Consider the following 15,719-nt stretch of genomic DNA (forward strand, 5'->3'; position numbering starts at 1 on the left):
GACGGCGGCACCGTCCTCAAGGCGAACGTCGTCACGCCCGCCGGAGCCGGCCCCGCCACCCGCCACCCCGTCATCGTGCTGCCCACCAGCTGGGCCATGCCCCAGGTCGAGTACCTCGCCCAGGCCCAGAAGCTCGCCGACTCCGGCTACGTCGTGGTGAGTTACAACTCGCGCGGCTTCTGGCAGTCCGGCGGGGAGATCGAGACGGCGGGTCCCAAGGACGTCGCCGACGCCTCCAAGGTGATCGACTGGGCCCTCGCGAACACCCCGGCCGACCCGGAGCACATCGGCATGGCGGGAGTGTCGTACGGCGCGGGGATCAGCCTGCTCGCCGCCGCCCACGACCCGCGGATCAAGGCCGTCGCGGCGCTCAGCGGCTGGGCCGACCTCATCGACTCCATCTACAGCGGCCGCACCCAGCACCTCCAGGCCGCCGCCCTGCTCGGCGGCGCCGGCTACCTCACCGGACGCCCCGGGCCCGAACTCCAGCAGATCCTGGGCGACTTCCTCTCCTCCGACCTGGCCAAGGAGGAGGACATGATCGCCTGGGGCCGCAAGCGCTCCGCCGCCGAGCAGGTCGACCGGATCAACGCCAACGGCGCCGCGATCATGCTCGGCAACGCCTGGGGCGACACCATCTTCCCGCCCAACCAGTACGCGAGCTTCTACGAGAGGCTCACCGGCCCCAAGCGCCTGGAGTTCCGTCCGGGCGACCACGCCACCGCCGAGGCCACCGGCCTCCTCGGTCTGCCCAACGACACCTGGACCAGCGCCCACCGCTGGTTCGACCGCTACCTCAAGGGCGTCGACAACGGCATCGACCGCGAGCAGCCGGTCCGGCTGAAGCCCCGGTCCGACGCCGGCTACGAGGGCTACCCCGACTGGAAGTCCCTCGACGCGAACCGGCGGAAGTTCGACCTCGACGGTACGCAGCGGATCTGGGCGAACGTAGACTCCGGCGCCGACGGCGGTGTCGTCCTGCTCTCCAACCTCCTGGACCAGTTCTTCCAGGCCCCGCCCGTCGTCTCCGTCCCCCTCCTCCCCCGCGCCTTCGCCGGCGTCTGGCAGTCGGAGCGGTACGACACACCACAGCGGGTGCGCGGCACGGTGAAGGTGCACACCACGGTCAGCTCCACCAAGGAGAGCGGCACCCTCGTCGCGTACCTCTACGACGTGGGCCCGCTCGGGCTCGGCAAGCTGGTGAGCAACGCCCCGTACACCTTCCACGACCGGACCCCGGGACAGCCGTTCGGCGTCGACCTGGAGCTCTTCTCGACGGCCTACGACGTCCCGGCCGGGCACCGGCTCGCGCTGGTCGTCGACACCGTGGACCCGCTCTACATCGAGCACAACCCGACCGGCGCGCAGCTGACCTTCTCGTCCCCCACGGCCGACCCCTCGTACGTGTCGGTCCCGCTGCGGGCTGAGTGATCACCGGCTGCTGCCGGGCGGGTGCGGCTCCCCGCCCGCTACCGCTGTCCCGGCAGCAGCGTCCCCGGTTCGGCCGGGGCGACGTCCACGGCCTTCGTCTTCGGGCTGCGGCGCTCCCTGCGGGCCACCCAGGTGGCGAACCAGGAGAGCAGCATGCACATCCCGATGTAGATCGGTGAGATGACGAGGACGACGGGGATGAACGGCAGGTCGTAGTCGAGGTCGGACGCGATCAGCTTGCCCGCGTGCAGGAACTCCTCGTAGGTGATGAGGAAGCCGAGCGAGGTGTCCTTGAGGGCGACCACGAGCTGGCTGATGATGGCCGGCAGCATGGCGCGGACGGCCTGTGGCACCAGGACGTACGCCATCACCTGGGTCTTGCGCATGCCCAGCGCGTACGCGGCCTCGCCCTGGCCGCGTGCGACGGCGTGGACGCCGGTGCGGAAGACCTCGGCGAGCACGGAGCCGTTGTAGAGGGTCAGGCCGGCGACGAGCGCGGGCAGCGGCTGCACCTTGAGCGCCACGAAGATGAAGAAGATCATCACGAGGACGGGCATGGCGCGGAAGAACTCGACGAGCAGGGTCGAGAGCCGGCGCGGCACCCGGTGCTCGGAGAGGCGGCCGGCGGCGAGGACGGCGCCGAGGGCGAGCGAGAGCACCGAGGCGCAGGCGAAGGCCTTGAGGGTGTTGCCCAGGCCCCTGAGCAGCAGCTCCTGGATGCCCTCGTACGCGAAGGGCGTCCACTTGGCGGAGGTGAACTGCCCGGTGTCGAAGAGGAGGTGCAGGACCCAGCCGGCCAGCGCGACGAGGACCGCGGTGGACGCGAGTCCGTAGAGGAGATGGCGCCGCCGGGCGGCCGGCCCCGGGATGTCGTAGAGGGCGGTGGACTCGGTCATCGGGCGACTCCCCAGCGCTTCTCCATGAGGTTGAAGACGGCGCTGATGGCGAGGGTGATGATCAGGTATCCGACGGCGATCCAGACGAAGGTCCAGACGATGTCGTAGCCGAGTTCGCCGAGGGTCTTGTAGGTGCCGAGGAGTTCGGTGACGCTGAACGCCCCGGCGATCGCCGAGTTCTTGGCGAGGGCGATCAGGGCGGAGCCGATGGGCGGGATGACCGTGCGGAAGGCCTGCGGCAGGACGATCGCGGAGAGGGTCTGGGAGAAGGTCATGCCCAGGCTGCGGGCGGCCTCGCCCTGGCCGCGCGGCACGGTGTTGACGCCGGAGCGCAGCGCCTCGCAGATGAAGGCGGAGGTGTAGCAGCCGAGCGCGAGGACGGCGAACGCCTCGAAGGGGAGCACGAGTCCGAAGCGGGGCAGGCCCAGCATGACGGCGAAGAAGAGCAGGGTCAGCGGGGTGTTGCGCAGGACGGTGACCCAGACCGTGCCGAAGACCCGGAAGGAACCGATGGGCGCGACCCGGAAGGAGGCCATGACGAAGCCCAGGACGAGGGCGAGCGCCGAGGAGTAGACGGTGAGTTCGACGGTGCCGAGGAAACCCTCGGCGTAGAGCGAGAAGTTGTCTGTCAGTACGTCCATGTCAGCGGTGGGGGTCCTCAGTCGGACGGGTAGCGGTCGATGGCGGGCGGCTTCGGGGCGGGGACCCCGGAGAGGCCGAGGGTGGCGTCGTACGCCTTCTTCCAGTCGCCGTTCTTCTCGTGGGCCGCGATGGCGTCGTCGAGGGCGAGGCGCAGGGCGGTGTCGCCGTGCGGGACGCCGATGCCGTACGGCTCCTCGGAGAACGGCCTGCCGACGACCTGGAGTTCGCCGGGGACCTTGGCGGCGTAGCCCATGAGGATCGTGTCGTCGGTGGTGACCGCGTCGACCTGGTAGGTCAGCAGGTTGTCCACGCAGACGGAGTAGGTGTCGTAGGCGACGAGTTCGGCCTTCGGGTAGTCCTTCTCGATGCGCTGGTACGGGGTGGAGCCGGCGGCCGAGCAGACCCGCTTGCCGGCCAGGTCCTGCGGCCCGTGGATGTCGTTCTCGTCGGTGCGGACCAGGAGGGACTGGCCGGCCTGGTAGTAGGGGCCGGCGAAGCCGACGAGCTTCTTGCGGTTGTCGTTGATGGTGTACGTGCCGACGTAGTAGTCGATCTGCCCGTTCTGCAGGGCCGTCTCGCGGTTGGCCGAGGCGATGGTGCGGAAGTCGACGCCGGCCGGGTCGAAGCCGAGGGAGGCGGCCGTCATCTTGGCGATCTCGATGTCGAAGCCGGAGTAGCGGCCGGTGGCCGGGTCCTTCTCGCCCATGTAGGGCTGGTCCTCCTTGGCTCCGACGACGAGCCGGCCTCTCCTCTTCGCCCGGTTCCAGGTGGCTGAGTCCGGCAGGGCGAAGCCCGACTCGACGCGGTAGAGGGGGATTTGGTCGGGCTGCGGGCCCTTGACGGGCGGGCTGCCCTCCTTGCCGCAGCCGCCGAGCGCCGCCGTCACGGCGAGCAGCAGGGCGAGCGCGGCGGGGGTCCGGTGCGTGCGCTGCATGGTTCCCACCCGGTCAGTGCTTGAGGATCTTGGAGAGGAAGTCCTTGGCGCGCTCGCTGCGCGGGGCGGTGAAGAACTCCTCCGGCGTGCGGTCCTCGACGATCTTCCCGTCGGCCATGAAGACCACGCGGTTGGCGGCGGAGCGCGCGAAGCCCATCTCGTGGGTCACGACCACCATCGTCATTCCCTCGCGGGCGAGTTGCCGCATGACCTCCAGGACCTCGTTGATCATCTCCGGGTCGAGTGCCGAGGTCGGCTCGTCGAAGAGGAGGGCCTTGGGGTCCATGGCGAGGGCGCGGGCGATCGCCACGCGCTGCTGCTGACCACCGGAGAGCTGGGCCGGGTACTTGTCGGCGTGCGCGGCGAGTCCGACCCGGTCGAGGAGTTCGCGCGAACGCCGGTCGGCCTCCTCCTTCTTGCGCTTGCGGACCTTGATCTGCGCGAGGGAGACGTTCGCGAGGACGGTCTTGTGCGCGAAGAGGTTGAAGGACTGGAAGACCATGCCGACCTCGGCGCGCAGCCGGGCCAGCGCCCCGCCCTCCTCGGGGAGGGGCCTGCCGTCGATGACGATCTCGCCGGACTCGACGCTCTCCAGCCGGTTCATCGCGCGGCAGAGGGTGGACTTGCCGGATCCGGAGGGACCGATGACCACGACCACCTCCCCGCGTCCGACGGTGAGGTCGATGGACCGGAGGACGTGCAGCGCGCCGTAGTGCTTGTTGACGCCACGCAGTTCGATCAGCGGATCGACGACGGCCATGCGCTGCCCTGCCCCGTTTCTCAGCGGTGTCGCGGTCAGCGCAAACTATCCATGAGAAAAAGGGACTTCACGCCCGACACGCATGAAAACGGAATAATCCGTATTTACTGCGGAAGGGTGGTGGGTGTGCGGTGCGGGGCGGCCCGGTACTCAGTGCTCGGAGGCCTCCGCGTACACCTGGGAGAGCTGCGGCACGCCCGTCATCGCCCAGTCGAGACCGGCCTCGACGACCCGGATCTCCCGGCCGGAGGCGAGCCGCACCACGGGGCCGCCGCCGGGCCACACCTGCCACCGGGCGCCCGGCACGTTCCTGACGATCACGGTGCCGAGGTAGAGCCCGGCGTCGTTCCCGAACCAGGGGAGCTCTTCAGGATCGTTTCGCCAGCGGGGCGGGAGCTGGTCGAGCTCCTGGAGGGAGCCGGGGGTGTCGTCCAGGGTCACTCCGGCCTCCGCGACGCGGGAACGCAGCAGCTCGCACTCGGAGAGGAGCTCGGCCACGCCCTCCGGGTCGCGGTCGAAGGCCGCGACCAGAGGGGAGCCCGCGGACTCGGGCTCATGTCGTTTGCGCCAGCCGTCCAGAAAGGGAATGTTCATCCGAACAGCGTCGCACCGCCACCTCCCGGTCGACCACCCGGCGCGCGGTGATCTTCGTGAGCCGGCGTCAGACGTCGAGGTCGACGACCACCGGCGCGTGGTCCGAGGCGCCCTTGCCCTTGCGCTCCTCGCGGTCCACGTAGCTGTCGGAGACCGCCTCGGCGAAGGACTTGTTCCCGTAGACCAGGTCGATGCGCATGCCCTTGTTCTTCGGGAAGCCGAGCGCGCGGTAGTCCCAGTACGTGAAGGGGTGGTCGTACTTGAGGGGGCGCGGGACCACGTCGGTGAGACCGGTCTCGCGGAGCCCGGCGAGCGCGGCCCGCTCCGGCTCCGTCACGTGCGTGGCGCCCTCGAAGACGGCGATGTCCCACACGTCGTCGTCGGTCGGGGCGATGTTGTAGTCGCCGAGGACCGCGAAGGGGCGCTCCCCCGCCGCGTCCTCCGCGACGGCCGCCTTGAGCGCCTCCAGCCAGCGCAGCTTGTACGCGTAGTGCTCGTGGGCCACCTCGCGGCCGTTCGGCACGTACACCGACCAGACGCGGACCGGGCCGCAGGTCGCGGAGACCGCCCGGGGCTCCTCGACACCGTCGTACTCCGGGCCGCCGGGCAGTCCGGTCGCCACGTCCGCGAGGCCGACCCGGGAGAGCAGGGCCACGCCGTTCCACCGCCCGGTGGCGTTGACCGCCGACTCGTAGCCCAGGGCGCGCAGCTCCTCGACGGGAAACTGCTCGGCGGTGCACTTGGTCTCCTGGATGCACAGCACGTCGGTGCCGCTGCTCTCCAGCCAGGCCAGGAGCCGGGGCAGCCGGGCGGTGATCGAATTGACGTTCCAGGTGGCGATGCGCATGGGCGCAAGCCTACTGGCGGGGTGTGACAGTGCGCGGACTCAGAGCTCGGCGGAGGCGCCGGAGGCCAGCCGCGCGTGGGCCGTGCCGCCCAGCTCGCCGATCTGGCGGTCGTAGATCGGCCGCGCGAGATCGGTGAGCAGGGCGTCGTGGATGTCGTACGCCCGGCGCGGCTTGACCTCGCGCACGTAGTCGATGACCTCGGAGATCTTGTTCCAGGGGGCCATGACGGGCAGCAGCAGCGTGTCGACCGGGTGGTCGGGCACGGTCAGCGCGTCACCGGGATGGAAGACGGCTCCGTCGACGAGGTAGCCCACGTTGGTGATGCGCGGGATGTCCGGGTGGATCACCGCGTGCAGTTCGCCGTGGACCTGGACGTCGAAGCCGGCCGCCGTGAAGGTGTCGCCGTGCCCGACCGTGTGCACCCGGCCCGGAAAGGCCGCCGAGAGCCGGTCGGCGACGCTGCGCAGCGTCCAGATCTCGGCGGCCCCGTTGGCCTCCAGGGCCGCGCGCAGCCGGCTCTCGTCGAAGTGGTCGGGGTGCTCGTGGGTCACGAGCAGCGCGTCCGCTCCGAGGACGGCGTCCTCCTCGGTGAACATGCCGGGGTCGAGGACGAGCGTGCGGCCGTCCTTCTCCAGCCGCACGCAGGCGTGGGACTTCTTCGTCAGCTTCACACCGTCAGGCTACGCCGGGGGCGTCGTCTCCTCCGCGATGACGCGGGCGACCACCCTCAGCGCCGTCTCGGCGGCCGGCAGACCGCAGTACACGCCCGTGTGGAGGACGATCTCGCGGAGCTCCTCGGGCGACAGGCCGTTGCGGAGGGCCGCCCGGGTGTGGTCGGCGAGGGCCTCCCGATGGCCCCCGGCGATGAGGGCGGTGAGGGTGACGGCGCTGCGGGTGCGCCGGTCGAGCCCCTCGCGGCTCCAGACCTCGCCCCACGCGTAGCGGGTGACGAGCTCCTGGAAGGCGCCGTCCGGGTCGTCGGCGAGGGCCTGGTCGACATGGGCGTCGCCGAGGACCTCGCGGCGCAGCCCGAGCCCCTTCTCGTACGGGTCGGGCCGGCCGGCCACGGCGGGCCCGGCCTCCGGGGCCGGGGCGGGCTCGACGACCGGCGCGGGCGGCACGGGCCGGGGCGGCACGGCCAGGATGCCGCCGGTCTCCTGGGCGGTGCCGGAGAAGTGCTCGGTGAGCAGGTCGGTGACGGCGGCCGGCTGCTCGACGGGGGCGAGGTGCGAGGCACCGGGGACGACGGCGAGCCGGGCGTCGGCGATGCCGGCGACCAGGGTGCGGGCCTCGGCGGGGCCGGTGACCTGGTCCTCGGAGCCGACGAGGACGAGGGCGGGGATGCCGATGCCGCCGAGGGCCTCGCGGACGTCGAAGACGGCGAGGGCCTCGCAGGCGGCGATGTAGCAGGCGGGGTCGGTGGTCCGGACCATCTGGACGGCCCAGTCGACGATGGCGGGCTGCGCCCCGGCGAAGAGCGGGGTGAACCACTGCTCGGGGGCGGTGCGGGCCATCGGCTCCAGGCCGTTGGTACGGACGATGACCCCCCGCTGGCGGAACTCGTCGGCGGTGCCGAACCGGGGCGAGGCGGCGACCAGGGCGAGCGAGGCGACCCGGTGGGGCGCGCGGAGGGCGAGGTCGAGGCCGACGGCGCCGCCCAGGGAGCAGCCCGCGTATCCGAAGCGCTGGACGCCGAGCGCGTCGAGGGTGGCGAGGAGCCGGTCGCCGAGTTCGGCGACGGAGGTGAAGGGCTCCGCGGGCGCGCCCCCGTGTCCCGGCAGGTCGAAGCGGACGACCCGCCACTCACGGCTGAGCTCCGGTATCTGCCGGTCCCACATGTGGAAGGTGGTGCCCAGTGATGGTCCGAGGACCAGGACCGGGGCGTCTTCTCGTCCGTCGACGCGGTATTGCAGGGTGTTCGTCGGTGTCTCGCTCACCCGCTCGACTCTCTCATCTCTCGTGCTGCCCCTGTGACGGAGGGCATGGTTGTACAGGCCCGACCAGGTGCAAGACCTCCCGGGCAGCGTAGCGTTCGAGGGCCGCCACGGTGCCGCCCCTCGTGGTGACCGGGTCCTGACCGGCGCGGAGCGAACGCCCCGTCACGCTCGACGCCCGGGATGTCCGGTCGATTGACAGGCCCCTCACTTGCGTGATCAATGGCCGTGCGCCGCTTCCCGGCGTGCTCGGGGGGGGGACCACCCGGCGATGTGCGAGCAGTTGACAGGAGAGTCCGATGCCGATCGTTCCCGAGGGGCACGTGAGCCCGCGCCCGGTGAAGAACCGGCTCTGGTGGCCCGCGGTCGGCCTGGCCGCCCTCACGGCGGTGACCGGCTGCGGATCGCAGCAGGACCCGGCCCCGGCGGCCGGACCCGTGAAGTCCTCCGCACCCGCCACGGCCACACCGGGGGTCCCGGAGAACGACCCGGCGGACCTGCTGTCACGGGCGCGGGCGGCCATGGACGCCGGGACCGGGTGGACCTTCGCGGTGACGGGCGAGGAGTCACTTGAACTGACCGGTGCGCCGAAGGAGCAGGGCAGCGCCGCCTCGTACTCCGCCACGGTGGAGCGGACCGGCAGTCCGGAGGCCCTGCACCAGAGCGGCACGGTGCTCAGCAAGGGCAAGCGCAAGGCCGAGGAGGTGTTCGCCGTGGACGGCACCGGATACGTACGGAAAGGCGCACCCGGCGCCCCGTGGACCAAGGGTCCACTGACCGACCCGGAGATCGCCGCCAAGGTGGAGGACCCGCTGGCCGCGCTCGCCTCCTTCGCCGCGTACGCCGAGCGGGACGAGCGGATCGAGGTCACCACGGTCGGCGGCGAGATCAGGCTCAGGCTGCGGATCCCCGCCGCGCACCTGGCCGACCGGACGGAGCGACCGGCCGTCGCGAAGGCCGCGCGGGAGTTCCGGCCCACCCTGGACAAGCTGCGGAAGGCCGGGGTCACGGCGGGCGAGGAGCGCATCGTGCTGACCGGCCTCGAGGAGGTCCTCGTCCTGGACGCGCGCACCCACCGGATGGCCTCCTACCGGTCCTCCTTCGGCTTCGCCGTCCCGCACGAGGGCCGGCAGCTCCGGTACGAGCAGGAGCTCCGGGCGGACACGCGGGGGTCCTTCACCGGCCGGATCGAGGTTCCCGCCGCAGCCCGGTAGGCCCGCTCGACCGGAACCCGGGTGTGAGGTACCGGTCGAGCGGGGGCTCCCGGGCGAGCACGGCTCCGATGGTGAACGCGAAGGTGAGGGCGGCGCACACCACGATGAGCCAGGAGAGCAGGGTCAGGACCAGGCCGAGGGAGCCGTAATCGCCCAGGGCTCTGTTGAGGGCGCCCGGCATGTAGAGGCGTGCCGTGAGGCCGAGGGCCGTGGCGGCGGTGCCGGCCAGGAGGGCGCCGGGCAGGAGCGGCAGCCAGTCGATCCGCTTGGCGAGCAGGAGGTGCTGGGTCCACAGCCACACTCCCGTGGTGACCAGGAAGTACAGCGGAAGGCCCAGCCAGCCCCCGGCCCCGAAACCGTCGCGGACGGGTGCCTGGAGGAGCACCACCACGACCAGCGCGAGCAGCCACACCAGCCACCGCCAGGCCGCGATCCGGGTCCCGGCCCTGGGCAGCCCCCAGGCCCGTTCGCACACCCGGGCCATGGCGCGGCTGAAGCTCGTGGCCGAGACCAGGGCGACGAGGGCGCCGACGATGCCGGTGGTCTCCCGGAGGCCGTCGGCGTCGGGCTGGTCGAGGACCTGCTGGAGTTCGTGGTCGGCCGCGCCGGTCAGCCCGAACATGACGCGGAGGGACTCGCGCAGCTGGTCGCGTACGGCGAGCGGGGCGAAGGCGGCCAGGGCGAACAGGAGGGGCACCGCGGCCAGGAACGCCTGGGCCGCGAGCCGCGTGGCCGCGTCCAGGAGGTTCCCGCTGACGAGTCTGCCGGTCAGTTCCGTGAGTACGGGGAAGCGGCGCTCGGCTCCGGTCCGGATGCTCCGCACCCGGGTCGCCCATGACATCCCGCCTCCCGACCCCACCCGGCCCGTCCAGTCATTGGACGCCGATGGCGGTGATCGCGCGAGCCGGGCGGGGCGATCGGGAGGCCCCGGTGTCAGGGACTGGTCGTGGAGACCGCGTACACCCGGGGGAAGGCGGGGTCGGTGAGGTCGACGGTGATGTCGGTCCGCGGCCGGGGGGCCTCGCGGGTGACGGTGGTGCCCGCCCAGGTCATGCCGTCGGCGAAGGTCCAGCCGGCGATGTCGGCGTCGCGCTCGCCGACGGTGATCCGGCCCGGGGTGAGCGCGGAGCGGGCGGTCCCGGACTCGGCGAGGAAGGCGTCGAGACCGCCGGCGGTCATCGTGAACTGGACGTACAGCCTGCTGGTCTTCCAGTTGCTGGTCTCGTAGTAGGCGACGCCCCAGGCCCCGGAGGGGATCGGGACCTCGAAGACCCGGCGCTTCATCAGCGAGGGCCAGTTGTCCTGGAGGCCGGCCGCCGAGGACTCGCGCTCCTTGTCGCGGCCGCTGTCGCGGCTCTGACCCGCGGAGATGACGAGGTAGCCGGCCGGGATGCCGACGAGGAGCACGATGATGACCGCCGTCAGCCAGCGGCGGCGGATCATGTGCCGGTGGTCCTCGGGCAGCTTGTCCTGCGGGGGGCGGGGCGGGGCGGACTGGTGGGGCAGGGTCATGAAGGGGGGTCCTCGGGGGTACGTGCGGCCCGGGCCGAGGTCCCGTTGCGCAGGGCCTGGGCGTAGCGCTCGTACCGTTCGTACCGCTCGACGCGGCGCCGGTTGGCACGGCGGAAGCGGCGGGCGACGAGCCGGGCGAGGTCGGCGGCGCCGACCATGCCGGCCTCGGGGCCGAGCTGGGCGCGGGTGATGCGGGCCTCGGGGCGGTAGCCGCGGCCGGTGAGGTGGCGGCGGAAGGCGTCCCTGGCGGGGCCGATGAGCAGGTCGTCGGCGGCGGAGACGCCTCCGCCGATGACGAAGCAGGAGGGGTCGAGGGCGGCGGCGAGGTTGGCGATGCCGACGCCGAGCCACTGGCCGATGTCCTGGAACAGCTCGACGCACATGGCGTCGCCCTCGCGGGCGAGCTCGGTGATGAGGGGGCCGGTGATCTCGGGGATGTTCCCCTTGACCCGCTCGATGATCTCGTACGCGACCGGGGAGTCGGCGGCGGCCAGCTCGCGGGCCTCGCGGACCAGGGCGTTGCCCGAGCTGTACTGCTCCCAGCAGCCGCGGTTGCCGCAGGGGCAGCGGTGGCCGCCGGGGACGACCTGCATGTGGCCGAACTCCCCGGCGACGCCGTACTTGCCCCGCTTGACCTGGCCGTCCTCCAGGATGGCGCCGCCGATGCCGGTGCCGAGGGTGATCATGACGAGGTGGTCCTCGCCTCGTCCGGCGCCGAAGCGCCACTCGGCCCAGGCGGCGGTGTTGGCGTCGTTGTCGACCATGACGGGGACGGCGAGGCGGCTCTGGAGGGCGTCGCGGAGGGGTTCGTTGCGCCAGGCGAGGTGCGGGGCGAAGAGGACCCTGGCCCGGTCTGCGTCGACCCAGCCGGCCGCGCCGATGCCGACGGCGTGCACGTCGTGCCGGTCGGAGAGGTCCAGGACCAGCTCGACGATGGTGTCCTCGACGACCTTGGGGCTCTTGGACTTGTCCGGGGTCTCGGTGCGGAGCTTCTCCAGGATGTTGCCGTCGGCGTCGACGACGCCGGCCATCACCTTCGTGCCGCCGATGTCGATGCCGACGGTCGGCACCCGGGGCGCCGTCAGGTGGGAGCGCCGCTCCCGGGTCCCGACGGTCCGCAGCACGGTCCCGCGGGCGGCTCCCCGGTGGGCGAGGTCACGGTAGGTACTCATCGGCTCCGATTCTGCCAGGTGGGGTGTGAAGGGGCCGTTACGCGCCGGTCGGCCGCTCCAGTTCGTGGCGCAGGTCCTCCAGCTCGCTGCCGCCCGCCATCTGCCGGGTCAACTCGTCGAGCGTGACGGAGTCCTTGGTGTGGCTCGCGGCCATGACGCCCCGCTTGAGGAGGACGAAACGGTCGCCGACGAGGTAGGCGTGGTGCGGGTTGTGGGTGATGAGAACCACTCCGAGGCCTTCGTCGCGGGCGGCCGCCACGTACTTCAGGACGACCCCGGACTGCTTGACGCCGAGCGCGGCGGTCGGCTCGTCGAGGACGAGGACCTTGGCGCCGAAGTGGACCGCGCGGGCGATGGCCACGCACTGGCGCTCGCCGCCGGAGAGGGTGCCGATGGGCTGGTCGACGTCACGGAGGTCGATGCCCATGCGGAGCAGCGCCTCGCGGGTCGTGGTCCGCATCAGCTCGACGTCGAGCCGCTTGAGCGGTCCCCTGCCCTTCGTGGGCTCGGAGCCGAGGAAGAAGTTCCGCCAGACCGGCATGAGGGGGACGACGGCGAGGTCCTGGTAGACGGTGGCGATGCCCCGGTCGAGGGCGTCGCGCGGGTTGGCGAGGGTGACCTCCTCGCCCTCGATGCGGAAGGTTCCGGCGTCGTGCCGGTGGAGGCCGGCGACGATCTTGATGAGGGTGGACTTGCCGGCGCCGTTGTCGCCGAGGACGCAGGAGATCTCGCCCGCGTTCACTTCCAGGGAGACGCCTTCGAGGGCGCGGATGTTGCCGTAGTACTTGCTGACGTCGTCCAGCTCCACGAGCGGAGTGGTCATTTCGTGGCCTCCACGCGCTTGCGGATCCAGGCGTTCAGCAGGGTCGCCAGGAGGAGCATCGCTCCCAGGAAGAACTTGAACCAGTCGGGGTTCCACTCGGCGTACACGATGCCCTTGCTGGTCATGCCGAAGATGAGGGCGCCGACCGCCGAGCCGATGGCCGAGCCGTATCCGCCGGTGATCAGGCAGCCGCCGATGACGGCCGCGATGATGTAGATCAGCTCGTTCCCGACGCCTTCGCCCGACTGGACGACGTCGAAGGAGAGGAGCAGGTGCTGGCCGGAGATCCAGGCGCAGAAGGCGACGCCCATGTAGAGGCCGATCTTCGTGCGGTGGACGGGGACGCCGACCGCGCGGGCCGCGTCGGCGCCGCCGCCGACGGCGAAGATCCAGTTGCCGAAGCGGGTGCGGAGCAGGATCCAGGTGGCGAGCGCGACGAGGGCGAACCACCACAGGATGGTGACCTTGAACTCGACGCCGCCGATCGTCGCCTCCGAGGCGAAGAGCTTCCGCGCGGAGGGGAAGCCCTCCATGTCGGCGATGGTCTTGGTGGAGACGGTGCCGCTGATCAGCTTGGTGAGGCCCAGGTTCAGACCGGACAGCATGAGGAAGGTGCCGAGCGTGATGATGAAGCTGGGCAGCTCGGTGCGGGTCAGCATGAAGCCGTTGAAGGCGCCGATCGCCAGGGTGACGAGCAGCGAGACGCCGACGCCGACCCAGACGTTCGCCGTCATCTGGTAGCTGAACATCGAGGAGACCAGCGCGGAGCTGGTGACCAGGACACCGGCGGAGAGGTCGAACTCGCCGCCGATCATCAGCAGGGCGACCGGGACGGCCATGATGCCGATGGTGGAGGCCGCGTAGAGGACCGTGCCGAGGCTGGAGGGCTTGAGGAAGCTGTCGGCGGCCACCGCGAAGAAGACGAAGACGGCGATCGCGCCGACGACCGAGCCGAGTTCGGGGCGGGCGAGCAGCTTCTTCAGGGGGGTGGTGCGCAGCAGCCGTTCGTCGACGTGGTCGACACCGTCCGACGGCGGGGCGGTGGAGCTCATCGGGTGCCCCGATCCGCGTACTCCTTCAGCGCGGCGGCCTGGTCCCTGGTGATGATCTGGGGACCGGTCAGGACCGGCTTGCCGCCGCCGAGGACGTCGGCGTTGTAGCGGTAGAGCCAGAGCAGGTCGACGGCCTCGTAGCCCTGGAGGTAGGGCTGCTGGTCGACGGCGAAGCCGAGGGTGCCGGCCTGCAGTGCGGTCGCGACCTTGGCGTTGAGGTCGAAGGTGTCGACCTCGGCCTTGCTGCCGGCGCCCTTCGCGGCCTGGACGGCGGTGTCGGCGAAGGGGGCGCCGAGGGTGACGACGGCGTCGACGTCCTTGTCGGACTGCAGCTTGGCCTCGATGGAGGCCTTGACGTCGGGCATGTTGGTGCCGTCGACGTACAGGTTCACCAGCTCGCCGCCGAAGGTCTTCTTCACTCCGGCGCAGCGCTGCTCGTGGCCGACGTTTCCCTGCTCGTGCAGGACGCAGAGGGCCTTCTTCCGGCCGCGCCTGTCGAGTTCCTCGCCGACGGCCTCGCCGGCGACGGTCTCGTCCTGGCCGATGTGGGTGAGCGCTCCGTAGGCCTTGGACTGCTCGGCGCCCGAGTTCACGGTGATCACCGGGATGCCGGCCTTGACGGCCTTCTCGACGGCGGCCTTCATGGCGTCGGGCTTGGCGAGGGTGACGATCAGTCCGTCGACGCCCTTGGCGACGTACGAGTCGACCAGCTGCGCCTGCTGCTGGGCCTCGTCGTTGTGGGCGTAGAGGAAGTTGATGTTGTCCTTGGCCGCGGCCTGCTTGGCGCCCTTCTGGACGATGTCCCAGAAGGTGTCGCCGTCGCCCGAGTGGGTCACCATCGCGAAGGTCCACCGGGGGGTGTCGACGGCCGCCCTGCCCTGGGCCTCGGCGGCCTTGCGGGCGTCCTCCGCCCGCTTCCCGCCGGTGCTGCTGCACCCGGCGAGCGCCGCGGTGAGTGCGAGGGCGAGCACGGCGCCGACTGCGGCGCGTACCCCTCCTGTCCGAAGCCTGGTCACGAGGCCGTGCCCTCCTTTGTGTCCTTCTGCGTGCATTGCAGTATCGGTCATGCGGGTGGTGGCGCTGGTGCGGGCCCCCCTGGAGCGGCTACGGACGGACCATCAGCTGGAACTCGAAGGAGTAGCGGGTGGCCCGGTAGAGGTGGGAGCCGTACTCGACGGCGCGTCCGGTGTCGTCCAGGGTGACGCGCTCCATGGTGAGCAGCGGCGCGCCCTCCGGCTCGTCGAGGAGCGCGGCCTCCTCGGCGGTCGCGGCGCGGGCGCCGACGGCCTGACGGGCGCTGTGCAGGGTGAGCGCGGCGGAGCGGAGCAGGTGGTAGAGGCCGGTGGTCTCCAGGCGTTCGGTGTCGGGGTCGACGAGACCCGGGGGCAGGTGGTTGCGCAGGTACGCCATCGGCTCGCCGTGCGCGGTGCGGAGCCGTTCGAGGTAGTGGACCTCGGTTCCCTCGGGTACGCCGAGGGCGGCCGCGACCGGCCCCGCGGCGGGTTCCGGGCGGTTGACCAGGACCCGGGTGGCGGGGCGCTGTCCGGCGGCGGCGAGGTCGTCGTAGAGGCTGCTGAGCTCCATGGGGCGGCGGACCCTGCCGTGCAGAACCTGGGTGCCGACGCCCCGGCGGCGGACCAGGAGGCCCTTGTCGACGAGGGACTGGATGGCCTGGCGGACGGTGGGCCGGGAGAGGCCCAGGCGGGTGGCGAGGTCGATCTCGTTGCCGAGGAGGGTGCCCGGGGTGAGCGTCCCGTTCTCCACGGCGCTCTCCAGCTGCTGGGCGAGCTGGAAGTAGAGCGGGACCGGACTGGTGCGGTCCACGGAGAGCGGGGGCAGGGGGGAGCCGGACTGCTTGGGCACGGGGGGAGCGTAGCCCGGGGCGTTGACGACCGGAAGCTGATGAC

The 15,719-nt window shown here is 71.5% G+C and carries 17 protein-coding genes; 2 read left to right on the forward strand and 15 right to left on the reverse strand.

Translation table 11 applies throughout. The annotated features are described in order from the left end of the window. On the forward strand, nucleotides 1–1,431 hold a 1,431-nt coding region (locus K7G60_RS18615), incomplete at its 5' end, for an alpha/beta fold hydrolase (protein WP_225802057.1). Nucleotides 1,432–1,469: 38 nt separating this feature from the next. Here K7G60_RS18615 and K7G60_RS18620 read toward each other — a convergent pair. The 8 genes from K7G60_RS18620 to K7G60_RS18655 form a co-directional block, all read right to left on the reverse strand. Beyond that, entirely contained in the window at nucleotides 1,470–2,327 is an 858-nt protein-coding gene (locus K7G60_RS18620; protein ID WP_225802058.1) for an amino acid ABC transporter permease, read from the reverse strand. Next, nucleotides 2,324–2,968 (reverse strand): amino acid ABC transporter permease, encoded by a 645-nt coding sequence (locus K7G60_RS18625; RefSeq protein WP_225802059.1) that lies wholly within the window; start codon nucleotides 2,966–2,968, stop codon nucleotides 2,324–2,326. Before K7G60_RS18625 ends, K7G60_RS18620 begins: the two co-directional genes overlap by 4 nt. A 17-nt stretch (nucleotides 2,969–2,985) precedes the next feature. Continuing rightward, entirely contained in the window at nucleotides 2,986–3,903 is a 918-nt protein-coding gene (locus tag K7G60_RS18630) for a glutamate ABC transporter substrate-binding protein (protein WP_225802060.1), read from the reverse strand. 13 nt (nucleotides 3,904–3,916) lie between these two features. Then, on the reverse strand, nucleotides 3,917–4,663 hold the full coding sequence (locus K7G60_RS18635) for an amino acid ABC transporter ATP-binding protein (protein WP_225802061.1): 747 nt from the start codon (nucleotides 4,661–4,663) through the stop codon (nucleotides 3,917–3,919). Nucleotides 4,664–4,813: 150 nt separating this feature from the next. Continuing rightward, complete coding sequence (locus K7G60_RS18640; protein ID WP_225802062.1) at nucleotides 4,814–5,257, reverse strand: DUF6278 family protein; 444 nt, start codon at nucleotides 5,255–5,257, stop codon at nucleotides 4,814–4,816. Between the two features lie 67 nt (nucleotides 5,258–5,324). Then, a complete protein-coding gene (locus tag K7G60_RS18645; RefSeq protein WP_225802063.1) occupies nucleotides 5,325–6,104 on the reverse strand; it encodes an exodeoxyribonuclease III in 780 nt (259 codons plus the stop codon). 39 nt (nucleotides 6,105–6,143) lie between these two features. Beyond that, nucleotides 6,144–6,776 carry an MBL fold metallo-hydrolase gene (locus tag K7G60_RS18650; RefSeq protein WP_225802064.1) on the reverse strand — a complete coding sequence of 211 codons (633 nt, stop codon included), beginning with the start codon at nucleotides 6,774–6,776 and terminating at the stop codon, nucleotides 6,144–6,146. Nucleotides 6,777–6,785: 9 nt separating this feature from the next. After that, a complete protein-coding gene (locus tag K7G60_RS18655; RefSeq protein ID WP_225802065.1) occupies nucleotides 6,786–8,042 on the reverse strand; it encodes an alpha/beta fold hydrolase in 1,257 nt (418 codons plus the stop codon). Between the two features lie 296 nt (nucleotides 8,043–8,338). Between K7G60_RS18655 and K7G60_RS18660 the strand changes: the two genes are divergently transcribed. Further along, nucleotides 8,339–9,253 carry a hypothetical protein gene (locus K7G60_RS18660; protein WP_225802066.1) on the forward strand — a complete coding sequence of 305 codons (915 nt, stop codon included), beginning with the start codon at nucleotides 8,339–8,341 and terminating at the stop codon, nucleotides 9,251–9,253. Here the strand turns inward: K7G60_RS18660 and K7G60_RS18665 are convergent. The 7 genes from K7G60_RS18665 to K7G60_RS18695 all read right to left on the reverse strand — a co-directional run bounded on the left by K7G60_RS18665 (nucleotide 9,216) and on the right by K7G60_RS18695 (nucleotide 15,675). Continuing rightward, nucleotides 9,216–10,094, reverse strand: a complete 879-nt coding sequence (locus K7G60_RS18665; RefSeq protein ID WP_225802067.1) for a YhjD/YihY/BrkB family envelope integrity protein — start codon at nucleotides 10,092–10,094, stop codon at nucleotides 9,216–9,218. The genes K7G60_RS18660 and K7G60_RS18665 overlap by 38 nt on opposite strands. 92 nt (nucleotides 10,095–10,186) lie before the next feature. Next, nucleotides 10,187–10,765 (reverse strand): hypothetical protein, encoded by a 579-nt coding sequence (locus tag K7G60_RS18670; protein WP_225802068.1) that lies wholly within the window; start codon nucleotides 10,763–10,765, stop codon nucleotides 10,187–10,189. Next, nucleotides 10,762–11,937 (reverse strand): ROK family glucokinase, encoded by a 1,176-nt coding sequence (locus tag K7G60_RS18675; protein WP_225802069.1) that lies wholly within the window; start codon nucleotides 11,935–11,937, stop codon nucleotides 10,762–10,764. The genes K7G60_RS18670 and K7G60_RS18675 overlap by 4 nt, the downstream gene beginning before the upstream one ends. A gap of 37 nt (nucleotides 11,938–11,974) precedes the next feature. Continuing rightward, nucleotides 11,975–12,760, reverse strand: a complete 786-nt coding sequence (locus K7G60_RS18680) for an ATP-binding cassette domain-containing protein (RefSeq protein WP_225802070.1) — start codon at nucleotides 12,758–12,760, stop codon at nucleotides 11,975–11,977. Further along, nucleotides 12,757–13,812: an ABC transporter permease gene (locus K7G60_RS18685; RefSeq protein ID WP_225802071.1), complete on the reverse strand. Its 1,056-nt coding sequence runs from the start codon at nucleotides 13,810–13,812 to the stop codon at nucleotides 12,757–12,759. The genes K7G60_RS18680 and K7G60_RS18685 overlap by 4 nt, the downstream gene beginning before the upstream one ends. Continuing rightward, complete coding sequence (locus tag K7G60_RS18690) at nucleotides 13,809–14,828, reverse strand: sugar ABC transporter substrate-binding protein (RefSeq protein WP_225802072.1); 1,020 nt, start codon at nucleotides 14,826–14,828, stop codon at nucleotides 13,809–13,811. Before K7G60_RS18690 ends, K7G60_RS18685 begins: the two co-directional genes overlap by 4 nt. Before the next feature lie 88 nt (nucleotides 14,829–14,916). Beyond that, a complete protein-coding gene (locus K7G60_RS18695) occupies nucleotides 14,917–15,675 on the reverse strand; it encodes a GntR family transcriptional regulator (protein ID WP_225802073.1) in 759 nt (252 codons plus the stop codon). Between the last annotated feature and the right edge of the window lie 44 nt (nucleotides 15,676–15,719).

This window comes from Streptomyces sp. NK15101, assembly GCF_020400725.1.
GTDB lineage: Bacteria > Actinomycetota > Actinomycetes > Streptomycetales > Streptomycetaceae > Streptomyces.